The organism is Roseateles sp. P1_C6, from assembly GCF_056406315.1.
Window position 1 is genome coordinate 275,595 of the sequence record NZ_JBFUAK010000001.1, and the last position, 18,338, is coordinate 293,932.

Annotated in this window: 14 protein-coding genes; 5 read left to right on the forward strand and 9 right to left on the reverse strand. The window is 68.5% G+C overall.

Annotated features, from left to right (window positions below):
- Window positions 1-20: 20 nt before the first annotated feature.
- Both AC1D29_RS01025 and AC1D29_RS01030 read right to left on the reverse strand, forming a co-directional pair.
- Window positions 21-1,946, reverse strand: a complete 1,926-nt coding sequence (locus AC1D29_RS01025) for a bifunctional diguanylate cyclase/phosphodiesterase (protein WP_477893871.1) — start codon at window positions 1,944-1,946, stop codon at window positions 21-23.
- Between the two features lie 10 nt (window positions 1,947-1,956).
- Entirely contained in the window at window positions 1,957-2,631 is a 675-nt protein-coding gene (locus AC1D29_RS01030) for a transglutaminase-like cysteine peptidase (protein ID WP_477893874.1), read from the reverse strand.
- A gap of 72 nt (window positions 2,632-2,703) precedes the next feature.
- On the opposite strand from AC1D29_RS01030, the gene AC1D29_RS01035 reads away from it, so the two are divergent.
- Window positions 2,704-3,603: an HDOD domain-containing protein gene (locus tag AC1D29_RS01035; RefSeq protein WP_477893876.1), complete on the forward strand. Its 900-nt coding sequence runs from the start codon at window positions 2,704-2,706 to the stop codon at window positions 3,601-3,603.
- A 15-nt stretch (window positions 3,604-3,618) separates the two neighbouring features.
- A complete protein-coding gene (locus tag AC1D29_RS01040) occupies window positions 3,619-4,185 on the forward strand; it encodes a hypothetical protein (RefSeq protein ID WP_477893878.1) in 567 nt (188 codons plus the stop codon).
- Window positions 4,186-4,192: 7 nt separating this feature from the next.
- Here the strand turns inward: AC1D29_RS01040 and AC1D29_RS01045 are convergent, their stop codons facing one another.
- From AC1D29_RS01045 to AC1D29_RS01060, 4 genes are all read right to left on the reverse strand, one after another.
- Window positions 4,193-4,405, reverse strand: a complete 213-nt coding sequence (locus tag AC1D29_RS01045; RefSeq protein ID WP_477893880.1) for a hypothetical protein — start codon at window positions 4,403-4,405, stop codon at window positions 4,193-4,195.
- Between the two features lie 66 nt (window positions 4,406-4,471).
- Window positions 4,472-5,536: an NAD-dependent epimerase/dehydratase family protein gene (locus AC1D29_RS01050; protein WP_477893881.1), complete on the reverse strand. Its 1,065-nt coding sequence runs from the start codon at window positions 5,534-5,536 to the stop codon at window positions 4,472-4,474.
- 32 nt (window positions 5,537-5,568) lie between these two features.
- Complete coding sequence (locus tag AC1D29_RS01055) at window positions 5,569-6,912, reverse strand: NTP/NDP exchange transporter (RefSeq protein WP_477893883.1); 1,344 nt, start codon at window positions 6,910-6,912, stop codon at window positions 5,569-5,571.
- A 77-nt stretch (window positions 6,913-6,989) separates the two neighbouring features.
- Window positions 6,990-7,907 (reverse strand): LysR family transcriptional regulator, encoded by a 918-nt coding sequence (locus AC1D29_RS01060; protein WP_477893885.1) that lies wholly within the window; start codon window positions 7,905-7,907, stop codon window positions 6,990-6,992.
- Between the two features lie 96 nt (window positions 7,908-8,003).
- Here AC1D29_RS01060 and AC1D29_RS01065 point away from each other — a divergent pair, with 96 nt between their 5' ends.
- Window positions 8,004-8,648 carry an FMN-binding negative transcriptional regulator gene (locus AC1D29_RS01065; protein ID WP_477893887.1) on the forward strand — a complete coding sequence of 215 codons (645 nt, stop codon included), beginning with the start codon at window positions 8,004-8,006 and terminating at the stop codon, window positions 8,646-8,648.
- A 41-nt stretch (window positions 8,649-8,689) separates the two neighbouring features.
- Here the strand turns inward: AC1D29_RS01065 and lpdA are convergent, their stop codons facing one another.
- Genes lpdA through aceE form a run of 3 tightly spaced genes read right to left on the reverse strand, consistent with a single transcriptional unit; the run spans window position 8,690 to window position 14,899 of the window.
- Entirely contained in the window at window positions 8,690-10,489 is a 1,800-nt protein-coding gene (lpdA, locus tag AC1D29_RS01070; protein WP_477893889.1) for a dihydrolipoyl dehydrogenase, read from the reverse strand.
- Window positions 10,490-10,504: 15 nt separating this feature from the next.
- Window positions 10,505-12,172 carry a dihydrolipoyllysine-residue acetyltransferase gene (aceF, locus tag AC1D29_RS01075; protein WP_477893891.1) on the reverse strand — a complete coding sequence of 556 codons (1,668 nt, stop codon included), beginning with the start codon at window positions 12,170-12,172 and terminating at the stop codon, window positions 10,505-10,507.
- A gap of 18 nt (window positions 12,173-12,190) precedes the next feature.
- Window positions 12,191-14,899, reverse strand: a complete 2,709-nt coding sequence (aceE, locus tag AC1D29_RS01080; RefSeq protein ID WP_477893893.1) for a pyruvate dehydrogenase (acetyl-transferring), homodimeric type — start codon at window positions 14,897-14,899, stop codon at window positions 12,191-12,193.
- Between the two features lie 185 nt (window positions 14,900-15,084).
- Here aceE and AC1D29_RS01085 point away from each other — a divergent pair, with 185 nt between their 5' ends.
- Together AC1D29_RS01085 and AC1D29_RS01090 are read left to right on the forward strand one after the other, a co-directional pair.
- Entirely contained in the window at window positions 15,085-17,685 is a 2,601-nt protein-coding gene (locus AC1D29_RS01085; RefSeq protein WP_477893895.1) for a PAS domain S-box protein, read from the forward strand.
- The gene (locus AC1D29_RS01090; RefSeq protein WP_056195018.1) at window positions 17,682-18,305 is read left to right on the forward strand and encodes a response regulator transcription factor; all 624 of its coding nucleotides are present in this window, start codon (window positions 17,682-17,684) and stop codon (window positions 18,303-18,305) included. The genes AC1D29_RS01085 and AC1D29_RS01090 overlap by 4 nt, the downstream gene beginning before the upstream one ends.
- The last annotated feature ends 33 nt before the right edge of the window (window positions 18,306-18,338 follow it).

Genomic DNA, 18,338 nt, shown 5'->3' on the forward strand with positions numbered 1-18,338 from the left:
CGTCGCGAGCCGGCTTGATTTCAGCCGGCGCGCAGGCTCGCCGTCACCCACGGCCCCGTGAGGCCATCGAGCTCGCAGTCCCACAGCGCCTGCGCGTCCATCGCGTCGATGACGCCCTCGCCATAGACCTTCAGCGCCAGGCTGCGCAGCATGATGACCATGCCGCGCACAAAGGCCGCACGGCCCGCCTCGCCGGCCACGCCCAGCAGCACGGAGGCGTCCAGCTTCACGTAGTCCAGCCCGGCCTGGTAGAGCTTTTCCACCTGCGCCAGGCCCGCGCCGGCATGTTCCAGCCCGAGCTTGACGCCCAGCGGCCGCAGTTGCCGGCCCAGCTCCAGCAGGCGCTCGAAATGTTCGGTCGCCGCCGCCTCGGCCAAGTCCAGCAGCAGCGCACGCGCCGCCTGCGGCGACTGGCCCAGCAGCTCGCGCAGCTGCGGCAGGAAGCTGGCGTCCGCCAGCGAGGCCGGCGCCACGTTGATGCAGCGCGCCTGGCCGTCGGCCGCGATGGCCTGCAAGGCCAGCGACACGGCGAACAAGTCCACCACCGCCGTCATGCGCGCCCGCGCGGCCAGGGGCAGCCAGGTCGACGCGGGCAGATGCTCGGTATCCAGGCGCAGCTGCAGTGGGCATTCCAGGTGCAGCACACGCCCCGCGCGGTCGCGAACGGGGAACTCGACGAGGCGCCCTTGCTTGTCGTTGACGGCCTGCTCCAGCTGGGTGCGCCACTGGCCTTCGCCCTGCTCGCGGCCCACGCCGGGGTCGGCGACGATCTCGACGACGAAGCCGCCACGGGCTTCGGACTGATGCTCGGCGCGAGCCAGCGCCGCGTCGGCCTCGCCCAGCCAGACGCCGCTGTGCCGCTCGCGCGGCAGCTCGACGGCACCCAGCGCGACCTGCACGCCCGGGCCGAAGGCCGGCAGGCTGGCACGCAGCGCGTCGGCCAGCGCATGGGCCGTCTCGGCGGCCACGCCCTCGACCGGCAGCCACAGGGCGAAGTCACCGCCGTTGAGGCGGCCGACACGGCAGCCCGACACCGACTCGGGATAGGCCTGCAGCGCGGTCACGACGGTCAGCAGCACGTCGTCGACGGCGGCGCGGCCGAGGCGCGCATTCAGCCCGGGCAGGTCGCGCAGGCGCACCAGCACCAGGCCGGCGATGGCCGGGCCGTCGTCGCGCTGCAGCGCCGCGTCCAGCTCGGCGAGGAAATGCTTGCGCGTGGACACGCCGGTGAGCGGGTCGTGGTGCACCTGCTCGCGCAGCACCAGCAACTGGCCGGCCTGGGCCTCGAACAGCTCGCGCACGCGCTGCACCATCGCATTCATCGCCCGCGTCAGCCGCTGCAGCTCGGGCACGCGCGGCTCGCTCACCTGGCCGTAACTGCCGGCCAGCACGCCCTCGGCCTGGGCCACGGCGGCGTCCAGCGGGCGGCGGATGCGGCGCAGGCCCGCCCAGGCCAGCACGGCGGCGACGATGCCCACCATCAGCAGCCAGGCCAGCAGCCGGCGCGAGGCCAGCCACAGCGCGTCATGGGCGTAGCTGGAATGGCTCTTCAGCTCTACCGAACCGATCGCGTTCCAGCCGTTGGACACCTGGGCCACGCCGGCCGGCACGTCCATGGGCACGAGCGCGCGGAACCAGGCCGGCGCCTGCCCCGGCCGCGGTGCGCCGGCGCGTTCGAACAGCGCCTCGCCGCCGGTGCCGCGCCAGCGCACGAATTCATAGGCACCGGTGTCGAACTGGGCTGACACCAGCAGCTTGATCAGCTCCTGGTCGCCCTGCTGCTGCGACAGCGCCAGCGCCAGCGCCTGCGCGTTGTCGGCGTTCTTCAGTTCGAGCTGCGTGCGCATCAGCTGCTGCGCCGACAGCGTCGACAGGCCGACCGCGCCGACCAGCGCCGCCAGCACCACGCCCAGCACCAGCCAGGCGATCTGCCGCATCAACGACATGTCTCTCCCCTCATAAGAATCCTTCCGCTCGCACCTTGGCCACCAGCTCGCGCCACAGCGACAGGCGCGCCATCGGGTCGCCCGACGTCACCTGGCCCACTCCCTGCCACAGGCCTTCGGTGTTGAAGCTGAACACCGGCGTCAGATCGGTGCGCTGCGACGCCGGCAGCACGTCGGGGCGCAGGTTGTCCAGGATCAGCGGCTCGGCACCGGGCTGGGCATAGTAGGCCAGCACCATGTGCGCCAGCGACTGGCCCTGCATGCGCGCCCGCACGTAGACCATGCGCAAGCGGGCCGTCGGCACGCCCGCCGCGGCGAGGCTGAAGTATTTGGCGATCGCGTAGTCCTCGCAGTCGCCGGCACGCCGCTCCAGGCTTTCCAGCGGCGAAGCCCAGTAGTCGGGCAGGCCCCATGTGACGGCATCGTCCTTGAAGGCCAGGCGCCGGTTGAAGAAGTCGTTGATCTCCCTGAGCCGCTGCACCTCGTCCTGCGTGCCGCTGTGCTCGATCTGCTGTACCAGCGCCTGGGCCTGCTCGGTCACGCGCGGGCCGCGCGCAGCGGCGGCCTCCATGACCCGCGCCGCGTCATAGGCCGCGGCGGCGAGCCAGGGCAGCGCGACCAACGCCACCAGCCACCAGCGCACGGGCCGGGTTGCGAAGGCGAAACAGGTGAAGGAAGTCGGCAAGATTGACGGCGGCAGCGGTTCAATTCACTGTACCCGCCCACACCCCACCTCCAGGGCCTCTAAGATTTTTGGATGACGCAGAACCCGGCACCTTCCCACGGCAACGGCCGTCGCGCGCAGCAGATCCGCGACGACCTGGATCAGTCGCGCCGGCGGGGGCCGCTGCAACAGATCCAGATCCCGCCCTGCCCCGAGTTGCTGGCCCAGCTGCAGCTGGCCATGAACCAGCCGGAGCCCGACCTCAACCTGGTCACCCGCATCGCCTCCAGCGACGTGGCCATGGCCGCGACGCTGCTGCGCATCGCCAACGGCCCGCTCTTCAAGCCCGTGGGCCTGCCCTGCACCACCGTGGGCCAGGCGATGACGCGCATCGGTCTGCGCGAGAGCGTGGCCGTCATGACGGGCTTCCTGGTGCAGCACGCCATACCCGTCAACGCGCCGCAGCTGGCGCGCTTCTGGCAGCGCAGCACCAAGCGCGCCATCGCGATGGCCACCATCGCCCGCGAGCTGCCGGGGCTGTCGCCCGACCTGGCGCACAGCTTCGGCCTGTTCCTACACGTGGGCATGCCGGTGCTGCTGCAGAGCGTGCGCGGCTATGCCGCGACCATGGTGGAAGCCGGCGCGCGCATCGACCGGCCTTACATCGCCACCGAGAACGCCAACCACAAGACCGACCATGCCGTTGTGGGCGCCCTCGTCACCCGCGTGTGGAACCTGCCGCCCACGCTGATGGCCGCCATCCGGCTGCACCATGACTTCGCGGCGCTCGGCCACGCCGACATCGAGCCCGAGATCCACACGCTGATGGCCGCCGGCCTCATCGCCGAACACCTGATGCGCCGCCATGAAGACCTGCCCGAGGACGCCGACTGGGCCCAGCACCATGCCGCCGCGATGCAATGGCTGCACATCGGCTGGGACGAGCTGGCGCAATGGGAAGAGGCCGTGACGGCGCAGTTCGATGCTGCCTGACGCGTGGCCTGGCGCGTGAAGCTGCCCCGACTGCGCATCCTGGTGCTGATCGCCATGGTCGTGGCGACGCTGGCCACCGTCGGCTGGTGGGTCTTCGGCCCGCCTGGCGTCGCCGTCGAGCTGACCAGGCGCGGCTGGCGCATGGAGATCGTCATCGAGCGGCTGCGCGCCGAGTCCGGCTCGGACTGGTGCGACGAGCTACCCGAAGGCGCCTTCGACATCAGCCGCCGCATGACGGCCGACCCGACCGGCCGGCGCGCCGAGCCCGGCGAGCACTGCCGCTACACGCTGTTGGCCTGGCGCCGCCAGTGGATCGCCAAGACCGAGGGCGGGCCTGAAAGCCGCCCGGACTGGCCGCGCCCGCCGCTGCGCGTGGCCCCGCCGGGCCAGCCAGGGAGCGAGCGCCTGGGCAAGCGCGAGGCCTATTACGAGATCGAGCTTCGCGACCGCGAAGACCGCACCTGGACCTGTCGCGTGGACCTGGCACGCTGGCAGCAGCTGCGCGTGGGCGAGCGCTTTCGCGTGCCGGTGGACCGCTTCGGCACGGCGGACTGCCCGCACATGTACCCATCCCGGCTGTAGCGCCGCCTCAGTGCATCAGCTGCCACGCGCCCACGATGACGTGGCCCCACAACGTCAGGTTGAAGAACAGCAGCGTGAAGACGCGCAGGAAGTTCCAGAACTTGCGCGCGCGCTCCAGGGCCTCGTCCGCGCCCGTGAAGACGTAGATGCCCATGTAGAGCGCCGACGGGAGTAGCGTGGCGACCATCACGAACGCCATGAACCAGTAGAAAAACGTCATGCCCGCATTGTCGCGAGGCCCCGGACGTGCGAGACCCGGCGTTAGCCCGCAGACGCCGCGCGAACTTCAGCCCGCCTTGGTGGCCTTCCAGCGCTTCAGGATCTCGGTCTCCTGCTCGGGCGTGAAGGCCATCTTCGTGCGGCCCTTCTCCTCCTTCAGCTGGCCCTGATACCAGGCCAGCGTGTCGGCCGCCGTCTGTTCAATGGACCGAAAACGCAGCCCGGCCTTGACGGCCCGCTGGTTCTGCCAGGTGTGGAAGCCTTTGGTGTCGCCCACATAGGGCGCCCAGATCGGGAAGTCGATGCCGTCCTGCTTGGCGACGAACTCGCCCGGCACCCAGGTCACCGTGCTGGCCGTGGGCGTGGCCTTCTGGCAGGCGGCGATGACGCGGCCCCAGGTCATGGGCTTGTCCGGGCCCAGCGCATTGAACTTGCCGATGCTGCGGTTCTCGACCAGCAGCACCAGCCATTCGGCCAGGTCGCGCACGTCGATGAGCTGCAGCGGGTCCGTGGGCGCGCCGGGCACGGCGACCTCGCCACCCTTGTCGAAGCGCGCGGGCCAGTAGGTGAAGCGGCCGGTCGGGTCGTCCGGGCCGACGATGAAGCCGGGGCGCACGATGGTCGCGCGGCCGGGCAGCGCGGCTTCGGCCGCGGCCTCGCAGGCGGCCTTGAGACCGCCGTAGTTCTCGAAGTTCTTGCCCATCTCCTCGACCTTCGGGTCGGCGAGCGTCGCCAGCGGCACGTCCTCGTCGCCGCCAATGGGGCTGGGCTCCTTGTAGGCGCTGATGCTGGAGATGTAGATGTAGTGCCTGACGCGCGGCGCCAGCAACTGCGCTGACGCGCCGACCATGCGCGGGTAGAAGCCGGAATCGTCAATGACCGCGTCCCACTCGCCGGTCTCCAGCGATTTCAGGCCCTCGCCCTTCAGGGGGTCGCGGTCGCCCTGGCGCTTCTCGATGTGCGGGAACAGGCCCGGCCTCGTTTTGCCACGGTTGAAGAGCGTCAGCGTGTGGCCGCGCGCCTCGGCCGCGGCGACGATGGCCGGGCCGAGGAAGCCCGTGCCACCGAGGATGAGGATGCGCTTGGGCGCGGGTGCCGCCAACGCGGTGGCGGGAAGCAGGCTGGCACTCATCTGCAACACCTGTCGACGTGAAAAGCCATGGCTCATGGAGAGTCTCCTTCGGACTGGAGGCGGGACGCAACCACGCGCAGCTTTGGGCGCGCGGACGGGGGTTCTGAGGTGTGGCGGCGCTTCACGAGACGGCCCAGCCACGCGGCCAGCGCGACCCAGCTGCCGGAACACGCCAACGCGGCGACCGTGACGGGCAAGGCCAGCACACTGAGCACGGTCGGCGCCCAGACGCCGAGGAAATCGCCGCCGCGGAACACGAAGGTGTCGATGAAGGCCTTGGACTTGTAGCGCTCCTCCGGCCCGAGCGGGATGTAGAGGATCTCGCGCGCCGGTCGGTCCACGGCGTAGTGCAGGCCACGGCGCAGCACCTGCACGAGGGCCAGCGCCGCAAAGCTGGGCCACAGCGCCAGCGCACCGAAGCCCAGCGTCGTCAGCAGCGGCAGCACCAGCAGCACACCCGACACGCCGATGCCGCGCAGCAGACGGCTGGTCAGCAGCAGTTGCACGGTCAGCGTCAGCACATTGGTCCAGAAGTCCAACCGGGCGAACGCAGCCGTGCGCTCCGCGGCGCTCGCGAAGCTCTTGGCCACGATGTCGCCCTGCATCAGGTACAAGAAGGTGGACGTGATGGTGAACAGCAGCATGTAGCCGCAGATCAGCTGCAGGTAGCGCGAGGCGGCAATGGCGCGCAGGCCGGCCTTGAAGTCCGGCCCGGGCTCGCGGGCCTGCTGGCCGTCGCCCGACGACAGCTTGAAATGCGTCGCCAGGCGCAGCATGCACAGCACGGCCAGCTCCAGGCCCAGCAGGGCCAGCAACATCAGGCCGGCCGGCGGCAGCGTGAAACCCCAGCTGCCGCTGCTGGCGCCCTGTGTCACCGCCGCGCCGACGACAGCACCCAGCGTGCCGCCCATGGAGATCATGCCGAACAGCCGCTTGCCCTGGTCCTCGCTGAACACGTCGGCCATCAGGCTCCAGAACACCGACACGACGAACAGGTTGAACACGCTCAGCCAGACGTAGAACGCATAGCCCAGCAGGCTGCCGCCGTGCCCCGGCAGGCCGTGGAAGAGCGCGGCGAAGAGCAGCAGGTTGGCCGCGAAGAAGTGCGCGACCAGCGGGATGAAGCGGCGGCGGCGCAGGCGCGACACGAGCGCGGCATAGATCGGGTTGGCGATCAGCATGACGACCAGCGTGGTCGTCATCAGCCAGGGCAGCCAGTCCGCGCCGCGGGCGATGCCCATGGCCTCGCGCACCGGGCGCAGCAGGTACAGGCTCAGCAGCAGGAAGAAGAAGTAGCCGGCCGCCCACAGTAACGCCCGGCCCTCACCGGGGCGCAGCAGCACCAGTCGTTGCAGTCCCGAGGTCAACGGCGTCATGCCGCGGATTGGCGCACCGGCGGTTCCGGCGGCGATTCGTCACGGTGGGAAAACCCGTCCGTGACGCACGACATGGGTCAGCGCTTGGCGGCTTGCGGGCTGCGCCCCTCGATCAGCGGCAGCAGCGCCCGCGTGCCCTCGTACAGGTGCTCGAACAGCTGCCTGACGCGGGGCACCTGGCGCAGTTCCACGCGGGTCAGCAGCCACAGCTCGCTGCGCCAGTCGCGCGGCGGGTCGAACACGCGTCGCAGCTCGGGGTCGGCATCGCCGAGGTAGCAAGGCAAGGCCCCCAGGCCCAGGCCGGCACGCACCAGCTGGCGGACGTGGGCCAGGCTGTTGGTGCGCACTGCCACCTGGCGGCCCAGACCCTGGCTCTCCAGCCAACGGGCCGAGGTGAGATGCGCCAGATCCTCGTCCACACCCACCCAGGGCTGCTGGTCCAGCGTCTGGGCACTGACACCACCCAGGCGGCGGGATGCATAGACCGTGGCCTCGACGCGCGCCAGGCGTCGCCCGACCAGTGGCTCGGGCGGTGGACCACCGGAGCGCAGCGCGACATCGGTCTCGCCCTGCTGCACGTCCAGCAGCGCGTTGCCGCTGCGCACCTGCAGCTGCACCTGATGGCGGGCCTGATAGCTGGCCAGCAGCGGCGGCAGCAGGTCCTGCATCCAGGTGTCCGCCGCGCTGAGCCTCAACAGGCCGCCGGGCCAGGCCTCCCGTCCACGCAGGCTTTCGGTCACGACGTGCAGCTCGCGTGCCATGCGACGCGAGAGTTCCACCAGTTCGGCCCCGGCGCGCGTCGGCACATAGCCCTCGCGCAAACGATCGAACAGCGGCACGCCCAGCTTCTGCTCCAGCGCCCGCAGCCGGCGGAACAACGTCGCATGGCTCAGCCGCCCCGCACCGGCCGCCTTGGCCAGGCCGCCGTGCTGGGCGATCAGCTGCAGCAGGCGCAAGTCGTCCCAGTCCAGGTCGTTGATGGTGGGCGATGTCATGGACGTCAATTTTGCAATGCTTCATTGCAAATCCGCCCATTCAAGCAGCGGCGCTGTTTCCTAGACTGAAGCCCCTTCAGCACGACAGCCAGCGCCATGTCCATGTACGAACAGCTTCCGTTCCAGCCCGCCAACCCCGGCGAGATCGACCGCCTGGTGGCGGCTTTCCCGCTGGCCACGCTGGTCAGCGCCGACGGGGGCCGGATGCTGTCCACGCCGTTGCCGCTGATCCTGCAGCGCGACACCGCCAACGGCGAGGCGCACCTGATCGGCCATCTGTCGCGCCGCAACCCGCAGCTCGCCATGCTGCAACGCCAGCCGCGCGCGCTCGCCGCGTTCACCGGCGCGCAGGGCTATATCGCCAGCAGCTGGATGAGCAACCGCCGCTACGCGCCAACCTGGAACTACGAGTTCGTCCAGTTCGAACTGCACGTGCAGATCGAGGACAGCCCCGAGCAGTTGCTGCACGCGCTGGAGCTGCTGAGCGCCCACGTCGAAGCGCCCTACCCCGACCCCTGGCGGCCCAGCGAGATGGGCCCGCGGCTGGCGCAATTGGCGCAGTACATCGTGCCCTTCAGCGCCCGCATCCTCGAGACCCGTGCCCAGTTCAAGCTGGGCCAGGGTGACCCGGCCGATGCGCGGGCTGATGCCCATGCCGGCCTGTCCCGCTACGGCAACCACGAGTTGACCGCGGCGATGCGGCGCCACGAGGAGTTGCTGCGGGAAGCCCGATCAGCATGAAAAAAGGCCGGCATTGCCGGCCTTGTCTGCTTGCGCGCAGCTCAGCGCTTGCGCACCGGTGGCACGTCCGTGCAGGAGCCGTGCGCCACCTCCGCGGCCATGCCGAGCGACTCGCCCAGCGTCGGGTGCGGGTGGATGGTCTTGCCGATGTCCACCGCGTCCGCGCCCATCTCGATGGCCAGCGCGATCTCGCCGATCATGTCGCCGGCATGCGTGCCGACGATGCCGCCGCCGATGATGCGGTGGCTTTCCTCGTCGAACAGCAGCTTGGTGAAGCCTTCGTCGCGGCCGTTGGCGATGGCGCGGCCCGAGGCCGTCCACGGGAACAAGCCCTTGGTGACCTTGATGCCTTGCGCCTTGGCCTCGTCCTCCGTGATGCCCACCCAGGCCACCTCGGGGTCGGTGTAGGCCACGCTCGGGATCACGCGGGCGTCGAACTGGCTCTTGGCGTACTCGGCATTGCCCAGCAGCTCGCCGGCGCAGACCTCGGCCGCCACATGGCCCTCGTGCACGGCCTTGTGCGCCAGCATGGGCTGGCCGACGATGTCGCCGATGGCGAAGATGTTCGAGACGTTGGTGCGCATCTGCACGTCGACCGGAATGAAGCCGCGGTCGCCGACGATGACGCCGGCGTTCTCGGCACCGATCTTCTTGCCGTTGGGCGTGCGGCCCACGGCCTGCAGCACGAGGTCGTAGCGCTGCGGCTCGGCCGGCGCGCCCTCGCCTTCGAACTTGACCCAGATGCCGTCGGGCTTGGCTTCCGCGGCCACCGTCTTCGTGTTCAACATGATGTTGTCGAAGCGGTGCGCGTTGAACTTTTGCCAGACGTTGACGAGGTCGCGGTCCGCGCCGGTCATCAGCGTGGGCAGCATCTCGACGACGTCCAGACGCGTGCCCAGCGTGGAGTACACGGTCCCCATTTCCAGGCCGATGATGCCGCCGCCGACGATGAGCATCTTCACGGCCTCGACGTTCATCTCCAGCGCGCCCGTGGAGTCGACGATGCGCGGGTCGTCGGGCAGGAAGGGCAGGCGCACGGCCTGTGAACCCGCCGCGATGATGAGGCGCTTGAACGCCACGGTCTGCACCGCGCCGGTCTTGGCCTGGCCCGTCGCGCCCTCGGTCGCCTCGACCTTCAGGTTCTGCGCGTCCAGCAGCGAGCCGACGCCACGCAGCACCGTCACCTTGCGCATCTTGGCCATGGCCGTGAGGCCATTGGTCAGCTTGCCGGTGACCTTGTTCTTGTGCGCTCGCAGCTTGTTGAAGTCGACCTCGGGCTCGCCGAAGGCCACGCCCAGGTCGGCCATGTGGCTGACCTCGTCCATGACGGCCGCGACGTGCAGCAGCGCCTTGGACGGGATGCAGCCCACGTTCAGGCAGACACCGCCCAGCGTCGCGTAACGCTCGACGAGGGCGACCTTGAGGCCCAGGTCGGCCGCGCGGAAGGCGGCCGAATAGCCACCAGGGCCGCCGCCGAGGACGACGACGTCGAAGGCCTGGTCGGCGCTGCCGGTGTAGGTCGCGGCGACCGGAGCGGGTGCTGCGGCGACAGGCGCCGGTGCGGGTGCAGCCGCCACAGGAGCCGGCGCGGGAGCGGCCGCATCGGCGGACTCCAGCGTCAGCACGACCGAGCCCTTGGCGACCTTGTCGCCGATCTTGACGCGCAATTCCTTCACCACGCCGGCAGCGGACGACGGGATCTCCATCGACGCCTTGTCGCTCTCGACGGTGATGAGGCTTTGCTCGACCTTGACGGTGTCGCCGGCCTTCACCAGCACCTCGATGACGCCGACTTCGTCGAAATCGCCAATGTCCGGAACTTGAACTTCAATGATTGCCATGAGTTCAGCTCCTTCTTACAGCGCGATCCGACGGAAGTCGGACAGCAGCGAAGCGAAGTAGACGTTGAAGCGCGCGGCCGCCGCGCCGTCGATGACGCGGTGGTCCCAGCTCAGCGACAGCGGCAGGATCAGGCGCGGCTGGAAGGCCTTGCCGTCCCACACGGGCTCGATGCTGCTCTTGCAGACGCCCATGATGGCGACTTCAGGCGCGTTGATGATGGGCGTGAAGTACTTGCCGCCGATGCCGCCCAGGCTACTGATCGAGAAGCAGCCGCCGCTCATGTCGGCCGGGCCCAGCTTGCCGTCGCGGGCCTTCTTGGCCAGTTCGCCCATCTCCTGGGTGATCTGGAAGATGCCCTTCTTGTCGGCGTCCTTGATGACGGGCACGACCAGGCCGTTGGGCGTGTCGGCCGCGAAGCCGATGTGGAAGTAGTTCTTCAGCACCAGCGTGTCGCCGTCCAGCGAACTGTTGAACTCGGGGAACTTCTTCAGCGCCGCAACGGCCGCCTTGATCATGAAGGCGAGCATCGTGACCTTGATGCCGGCCTTCTCGTTCTCCTTGTTCAGCTGAACGCGGAAGGCTTCGAGGTCGGTGATGTCCGCGTCGTCATGGTTGGTGACGTGCGGGATGACCACCCAGTTGCGGTGCAGGTTGGCGCCCGAGATCTTCTTGATGCGCGACAGCTCCTTGCGCTCGACGGCACCGAACTTCTCGAAGTCGACCTTGGGCCAGGCGAGCACGTTGAGGCCCGAACCGCCGCCAGCCGCAGCGGCAGGCGCGACGGCCTTCTGCGCGGCGGTCTGCACCGAGCCGGACATGACGGCCTTAACGAAGCCCTGCACGTCGCTCTCGACGATGCGGCCCTTGGCGCCTGTGCCCTTCACTTCGGCCAGCGGCACGCCCAGCTCGCGAGCGAGCTTGCGGATGCTGGGCGAGGCGTGCGGCAGCTTGCCGGTCGGCGCGACGGGCTGGTGCGGCGGCAGCGCGGCCGTCGGCACGGTCTTGGCATCGGACGCGGCGGGTGCCGGTGCAGAGGCCTGGGCCGGCGCAGCAGCAGGCGCCGCGGCTGCGGGCGCGGGTGCCGGAGCAGCAGCGCCACCGGCAGCCTTCACGCGGGCCAGCGGCGAACCCTTGGCCACCTTGTCGCCGACCTTGACCAGCAGCTCTTCGATGACGCCGGCGGTCGACGACGGGATCTCCATCGACGCCTTGTCGCTCTCGACGGTGATGAGGCTTTGCTCGACCTTGACGGTGTCGCCCACCTTGACCAGCACCTCGATGACGGCCACCTCGTCGAAGTCGCCGATGTCGGGCACTTCGATGGTGACCGGGCCGCTGCTTTGCGCAGGGGCCGCGGGCGCAGGGGCTGCAGGCTCGGCCGCCGGGGCGGGGGCCGCAGCGGCAGGCGCCGGAGCAGCGGCCGCAGGTGCCGGCGCGGCAGCGCCCTCGCCTTCGACGATCACCACGACGCTGCCCTGTTTGACCTTGTCGCCCACGGCGACCTTGATCTCTTTGACGACGCCGGCCTGCGACGACGGGATCTCCATCGATGCCTTGTCGCTTTCGACGGTGATCAGGCTTTGCTCGACCTTGACGGTATCGCCGACCTTGACCAGCACCTCGATGACGCCGACCTCGTCGAAATCGCCGATGTCGGGAACCTTGACTTCAACCAATGCCATGTCTTGTCTCCCGGGCTCTTAGGCGTACAGCGGGTTGATCTTGTTGACGTCGATGCCGTACTTGGCAATCGCCTCGGCCACGCGTTCGACGGGGATGGCGCCGTCCTCGGCCAGCGCCTTCAGCGCGGCCACGACGATGTAGTGGCGGTTGACTTCAAAGTGCGCACGCAGCTTGGAGCGGAAGTCCGAGCGGCCGAAGCCGTCGGTGCCCAGCACCTTGTACGAACGACCGCGCGGGATGAAGGCGCGGATCTGCTCGGCGTAGTTCTTCATGTAGTCGGTCGAGGCGATGACCGGGCCCTTGGTGTGGCCCAGTTGCTGCGTCACGAAGGGCACGCAGGCCAGCTCGGTCGGGTGCAGCAGGTTCCAGCGCTCGGCGTTCTGGCCGTCGCGGGCCAGTTCGTTGAAACTCGGGCAGCTCCACACGTTGGCGCCCACGCCCCAGTCCTCTTCCAGCAGCATCTTGGCGACCTGGCTTTCGCGCAGGATGGTGCCTGAGCCCAGCAGGTTGACAGCGACGGACTTGCTCGCGTCGGCTTCTTCCAGCAGGTACATGCCCTTGAGGATCTGGTCCTCGGTGCCGGCCTTCAGGCCCGGCATCGGGTAGTTCTCGTTCAGCAGCGTGATGTAGTAGAAGACGTTTTCCTGGTCCTCCACCATGCGCTTGAGGCCGCGCTGCATGATGACGGCGACTTCGTGCGCGAAGGTCGGGTCATAGGACACGCAGTTCGGGATCGTGCCGGCCAGGATGTGGCTGTGGCCGTCTTCGTGCTGCAGGCCTTCGCCGTTCAGCGTCGTACGGCCGGACGTGCCGCCCAGCAGGAAGCCGCGGGCCTGCATGTCGCCGGCGGCCCAGGCCAGGTCGCCGATGCGCTGGAAGCCGAACATCGAGTAGTAGACGTAGAACGGGATCATCACGCGGTTGTTCGTCGAGTACGACGTCGCCGCGGCGATCCAGCTGGCCATGCCGCCCGCTTCGTTGATGCCCTCTTGCAGGATCTGGCCGGCCTTGTCCTCGCGGTAGTACATGACCTGGTCCTTGTCGACCGGGGTGTAGAGCTGACCCTTGGGGTTGTAGATGCCGATCTGGCGGAACAGGCCTTCCATGCCGAAGGTGCGCGCCTCGTCGACGAGGATGGGCACCGTGCGCGGGCCCAGTTCCTTGTCACGCAGCAGCGTCGTCAGGAAGCGCACATAGGCCTGCGTCGTCGAGATCTCGCGGCCTTCGGCCGTCGGATCCAGCACGGCCTGGAAGGTGGCCAGGTCGGGCACCTTCAGCGACTCGTCGGTCTTGGGGCGACGCTTGGGCAGGTAGCCGCCCAGCGCGTTGCGGCGCTCGTGCAGGTACTTCAGTTCCTGCGAGCCTTCGGCCGGTTGGTAGAACGGGATCTTGGGCAGGTCTTCGTCCGACACCGGGATGTTGAAGCGGTCGCGCATCGCGCGGATGTCGTCGTCCTGCAGCTTCTTGGTCTGGTGGGCGGTGTTCTTGCCTTCGCCGATCTTGCCCATGCCGAAGCCCTTGACGGTCTTCACGAGCAGCACGCTGGGCTGGCCGACGGTGTTGACGGCCTTGTGATACGCCGCGTAGACCTTCTGCGGGTCATGGCCGCCGCGCTGCAGGCGCCAGATGTCCTCGTCGCTCATCTTGGAGACCAGCTCCAGCAGCTTGGGATGCTTGCCGAAGAAGTTCTTGCGCACGAAGGCGCCGTCGTTGGCCTTCATGGCCTGGTAGTCACCGTCGACGGTGTCCATCATGACCTTGCGCAGCAGCTCGTCCTTGTCGCGCGCCAGCAGCGGGTCCCAGTAGCCGCCCCAGATCAGCTTGATGACGTTCCAGCCCGCGCCGCGGAACTCGCCTTCCAGCTCCTGGATGATCTTGCCGTTGCCACGCACCGGACCGTCCAGGCGCTGCAGGTTGCAGTTGACGACGAAGATCAGGTTGTCCAGTTTCTCGCGCGCGGCCAGGCCGATGGCGCCCAGCGATTCCGGCTCGTCCATCTCGCCGTCGCCCAGGAACACCCAGACCTTGCGCTTGCTCGTGTCGGCAATGCCGCGGGCGTGCAGGTACTTCAGGAAGCGCGCCTGGTAGATGGCCATCAACGGGCCCAGACCCATCGAGACGGTCGGGAACTGCCAGAACTCGGGCATCAGCTTCGGATGCGGGTAGCTGGACAAGCCCTTGCCGTCGACTTCCTGGCGGAAGTTGATCAGTTGTTCTTCGGTGATGCGGCCTTCCATGAAGGCGCGGGCGTAGATGCCGGGGGCGCTGTGGCCCTGGATGTACAGCAGGTCGCCGCCGTGCACGCCGTCGTCGGCATGCCAGAAGTGGTTGAAGCCGCAGCCCAGCATGGTGGCCAGCGATGCGAACGAGCTGATGTGGCCGCCCAGGTCGCCGCCGTCCTCGGGGTTGTGCTTGTTGGCACGCACCACCATGGCCATCGCGTTCCAGCGCATGTAGGCGCGCAGGCGTTCTTCGATCTCGATGTTGCCGGGGAACCGCTCTTCCTGGTCGGTCGGGATGGTGTTGACGTAGGCCGTCGTGGCCGAGAACGGCACGTCGATGCCGGCCTGGCGGGCGTGGTCGATCAGGGTTTCAAGCAGGAAGTGGGCGCGGTCGCCACCCTCCTCGCCGATGACGGCCGAGAGGGCATCCAGCCACTCACGGGTTTCCGTCGGATCGTTGTCGTTCGCGGCGGCGCCGAGAAACTCTTGCGGCTGGGCGGACATGGCCGGTCTCCTAATGAATCCACCTCTGCGGGCGGAAGTGACAGTTCTAACAGGATGCGAGACGCGAGACCTAGCCCGCGAGCGGGGCGCAGTGTCTCACAAGCCATTGCATTTCCCAAATGGTGCGAGATGATTTCTTAATATGAAATATTCATCGCGGTGCAACACGCCCGGATAATTTCCGGATGCCCGTCGACTCCCCTGCTTCCGAGACCCGCAGCCGCGGCCAACGCCTGCTTGCACCGCTGCGCCGCCTCATCGCGACCTGGTGGTTCCGGCAGTCGCCCTCGCGCCAGGACCGCCTGGCCACGCTGGGCCCGCTGATCTCGGTGCTGCTGTTCCTGGCAGCCATCATTTCGGCCTTCTGGTACCTGCGCAACGAAGAAATCGAGCGCGAGACCGAGTCCGTCAAGCGCGACACCGAGATCTCCCAGCAGCAGATCCGCCTGCGCCTGATCGAGAACCAGGAGCAGCTGGTGCGCATCGCGCGCGAGGTCGTCACGCGGCAGATCGACGCACACGAGTTCTCCGCCCAGGCCCAGGCCTTTGCGCGCGAACGACCGGAGCTGACCCACGTGACCTGGCTGAGCGCCAAGCGCGAGCGCCGCAGCAGCGTCGGCGCGGCGGGCTTCCAGGCCGACGGGCTGATGTCGGCGGAGGGCAACGACCCGTCCATGCCCATGCCCAACCAGTCCAACGCGGCCGAGATCGCCTTCGAGGCCGCCAAGGAAAGGCGCCAGCCCGTCTACTCGCCGCCCTTTGCCGACGCCAACGGCATCACCGTCTTCCAGCTGCACATCCCGCTGATCGACCGCGGCGGCTTTGCCGGCGTGCTGATCGCCGAATACACCGTCGAGGCGCTGCTGCGCTACTACGTGCCCAGCGAGGTGGCCACGCGCCACAGCATCGCTGTGCTGGATGCGCGCGACCAGATCGTCAGCAGTACCGTCACGCCCATGCCGGGCCAGGTGCATCGCCGCGCATCGCTGCTGCACGACGTGCCGCTGGCACCGGCGCTCAACGGCCTGGTGCTGCGCGGCCAGGGCTGGCGCACGTCCATCGGCCTGATCAGCAACGCCCTCTTCTGGCTGGTGCTGGCGCTGGCCGGCCTGACGGTGTGGATGCTGCTGGGCACCTGGCGCCACATGCGCCGGCGCACGCAGATCCAGAACGCGCTGACGCTGGAGACCAACTTCCGCCGGGCGATGGAGAACTCCATGCTGACCGGCATGCGCGCCATGGACATGGACACGCGCATCACCTATGTGAACCCGGCCTTCTGCGCGATGACCGGCTTCTCGGAGGCCGACCTGGTGGGCCGCACACCGCCCTACCCCTTCTGGCCCACGGATCGCCGCGAGGAGAACGCGCGCTTGCTGCAGCAGGAGCTGCAAGGCCGCAGCCCGTCCGGCGGCGTGGAGGTCAAGATCCAGCGCAAGGACGGCAGCCAGTTCGATGCCCGTGTCTACGTGTCGCCGCTGGTCGACACCAAGGGCAAGCAGACCGGCTGGATGACCTCGATGACCAACATCACCGAGGCCAAGCGGGTGCGCGACCAGCTGTCGGCCTCGCACGAGCGCTTCACCACCGTGCTGGAGGGGCTGGACGCGGCCGTGTCCGTGCTGTCGGTCCAGCCGCCCGAGCTGCTGTTCGCCAACCGCAGCTACCGCCTGTGGTTCGGCGCCGACCCGGCCGGCCACGCCTTGCTGGCCGGCGGCCACCTGCTGGGCACGACCAGCCGGCGCGGCGCGCTGGACGATGGCGCCGACGAGGTCGACGACTACTCCGGCCTGCCCGCCGAGGCGCTGACCGAGACCGGCTCCGACCCGCGCGAGGTCTATGTCGAGTCGCTGGCCATGTGGTTCGACGTGCGGGCCCGCTATCTGCAGTGGACCGACGGCCGCCTGGCGCAGATGCTGATCGCCACCGACATCACGATGCGCCGCCACGCCGAGGCGCAGGCCGCGCTGCAGGCCGACAAGGCCCAGGTCACCAGCCGGCTGATGACCATGGGCGAGATGGCCTCCAGCGTCGCCCACGAGCTGAACCAGCCGCTGACGGCCATCACCAACTACTGCAACGGCATGGTCAGCCGCGTGCGCGCGGACAGCATCGACAAGGACGCGCTGATGGCCGCGCTGACCAAGACGGCCAAGCAGGCCGAGCGGGCTGGCCAGATCATTCACCGCATCCGCAACTTCGTGAAGCGCAGCGAGCCGCAGCGCCAGCCCGCCCACGCGGCCGACATCGTCGAGGATGCGGTCGAGTTGGCCGGCATCGAACTGCGCCGCCGCACCGTGGCCATCCACACCTACGTGGCGCAGCGCCTGCCGCAGCTGATGGTGGACCCCATCCTCATCGAGCAGGTGCTGATGAACCTGCTGAAGAACGCCGCCGAGGCCATCGACAACGCGTCGCTGCCCACCTCGCGCCGCCACATCGAGCTGCGCGTCGTGCCCAAGCACAGCGCAGAAATGGGCGGCCAGATCGAGTTCTCGGTGACCGACATGGGCCCGGGTTTGCCCGATGAAGTGATCGCCCGCATGTACGAGGCCTTCTTCTCCACCAAGGCCGATGGCCTGGGCATCGGATTAGGGTTATGCCGGTCTATCGTCGAGTCCCACCAGGGCCGGATAAAAGCCGAGAACCTCTACAATGGCTCCTTGGTCGTTGGCTGCCGATTCGCATTCACGATACCGGTCACCATCACTTCCGAACACCTGCGTCCCGACCCCGCCAACGGTCCTGCCAGCAGCGCTCAGCGAACCGAACCCACCACACCATGAGCTTGATCCCGAAGAAGGGCAACGTCTACGTTGTCGATGACGACGAAGCGGTCCGCGACTCCCTGCAATGGCTGCTCGAAGGCAAGGACTACCGCGTCAAATGCTTTGACTCCGCCGAATCCTTCCTGGCCCGCTACGACCCGCGCGAAGTGGCCTGCCTGATTGCCGACATCCGCATGGACGGCATGACCGGCCTGGAGTTGCAGGACCGCCTGATCGAGCGCAAGAGCCCGCTGCCCATCGTCTTCATCACCGGCCACGGCGACGTGCCCATGGCCGTGCAGACCATGAAGAAGGGCGCGATGGACTTCATCGAGAAGCCTTTCAAGGAAGAAGAGCTGCTGGCCCTGGTGGAGCGCATGCTCGACCAGGCCCGCGAGGCCTTCTCCAGCCACCAGGAAGCCGCCAGCCGCGACGCCCTGCTGGCCCGCCTGACGACGCGCGAAGCGCAGGTGCTGGAGCGCATCGTCGCCGGCCGCCTGAACAAGCAGATCGCCGACGACCTGGGCATCAGCATCAAGACGGTCGAGGCGCACCGCGCCAACATCATGGAAAAGCTCAACGCCAACACGGTGGCGGACCTGCTCAAGATTGCCTTGGGCGCGACCGCCAAGGCTTGAGTTACTGATTCACTCGAGAGGCCGCTGACGAAG

Coding starts and splice junctions, on each gene's coding strand:
- aceF (WP_477893891.1), bottom strand. CDS start 12,172: ATGGCATTGGTTGAAGTCAAGGTTCCCGACATCGGCGATTTCGACGAG.
- AC1D29_RS01090 (WP_056195018.1), top strand. CDS start 17,682: ATGAGCTTGATCCCGAAGAAGGGCAACGTCTACGTTGTCGATGACGAC.
- lpdA (WP_477893889.1), bottom strand. CDS start 10,489: ATGGCAATCATTGAAGTTCAAGTTCCGGACATTGGCGATTTCGACGAA.
- AC1D29_RS01060 (WP_477893885.1), bottom strand. CDS start 7,907: ATGACATCGCCCACCATCAACGACCTGGACTGGGACGACTTGCGCCTG.
- aceE (WP_477893893.1), bottom strand. CDS start 14,899: ATGTCCGCCCAGCCGCAAGAGTTTCTCGGCGCCGCCGCGAACGACAAC.
- AC1D29_RS01065 (WP_477893887.1), top strand. CDS start 8,004: ATGTCCATGTACGAACAGCTTCCGTTCCAGCCCGCCAACCCCGGCGAG.
- AC1D29_RS01045 (WP_477893880.1), bottom strand. CDS start 4,405: ATGACGTTTTTCTACTGGTTCATGGCGTTCGTGATGGTCGCCACGCTA.
- AC1D29_RS01085 (WP_477893895.1), top strand. CDS start 15,085: ATGCCCGTCGACTCCCCTGCTTCCGAGACCCGCAGCCGCGGCCAACGC.
- AC1D29_RS01055 (WP_477893883.1), bottom strand. CDS start 6,912: ATGACGCCGTTGACCTCGGGACTGCAACGACTGGTGCTGCTGCGCCCC.
- AC1D29_RS01050 (WP_477893881.1), bottom strand. CDS start 5,536: ATGAGTGCCAGCCTGCTTCCCGCCACCGCGTTGGCGGCACCCGCGCCC.
- AC1D29_RS01025 (WP_477893871.1), bottom strand. CDS start 1,946: ATGTCGTTGATGCGGCAGATCGCCTGGCTGGTGCTGGGCGTGGTGCTG.
- AC1D29_RS01035 (WP_477893876.1), top strand. CDS start 2,704: ATGACGCAGAACCCGGCACCTTCCCACGGCAACGGCCGTCGCGCGCAG.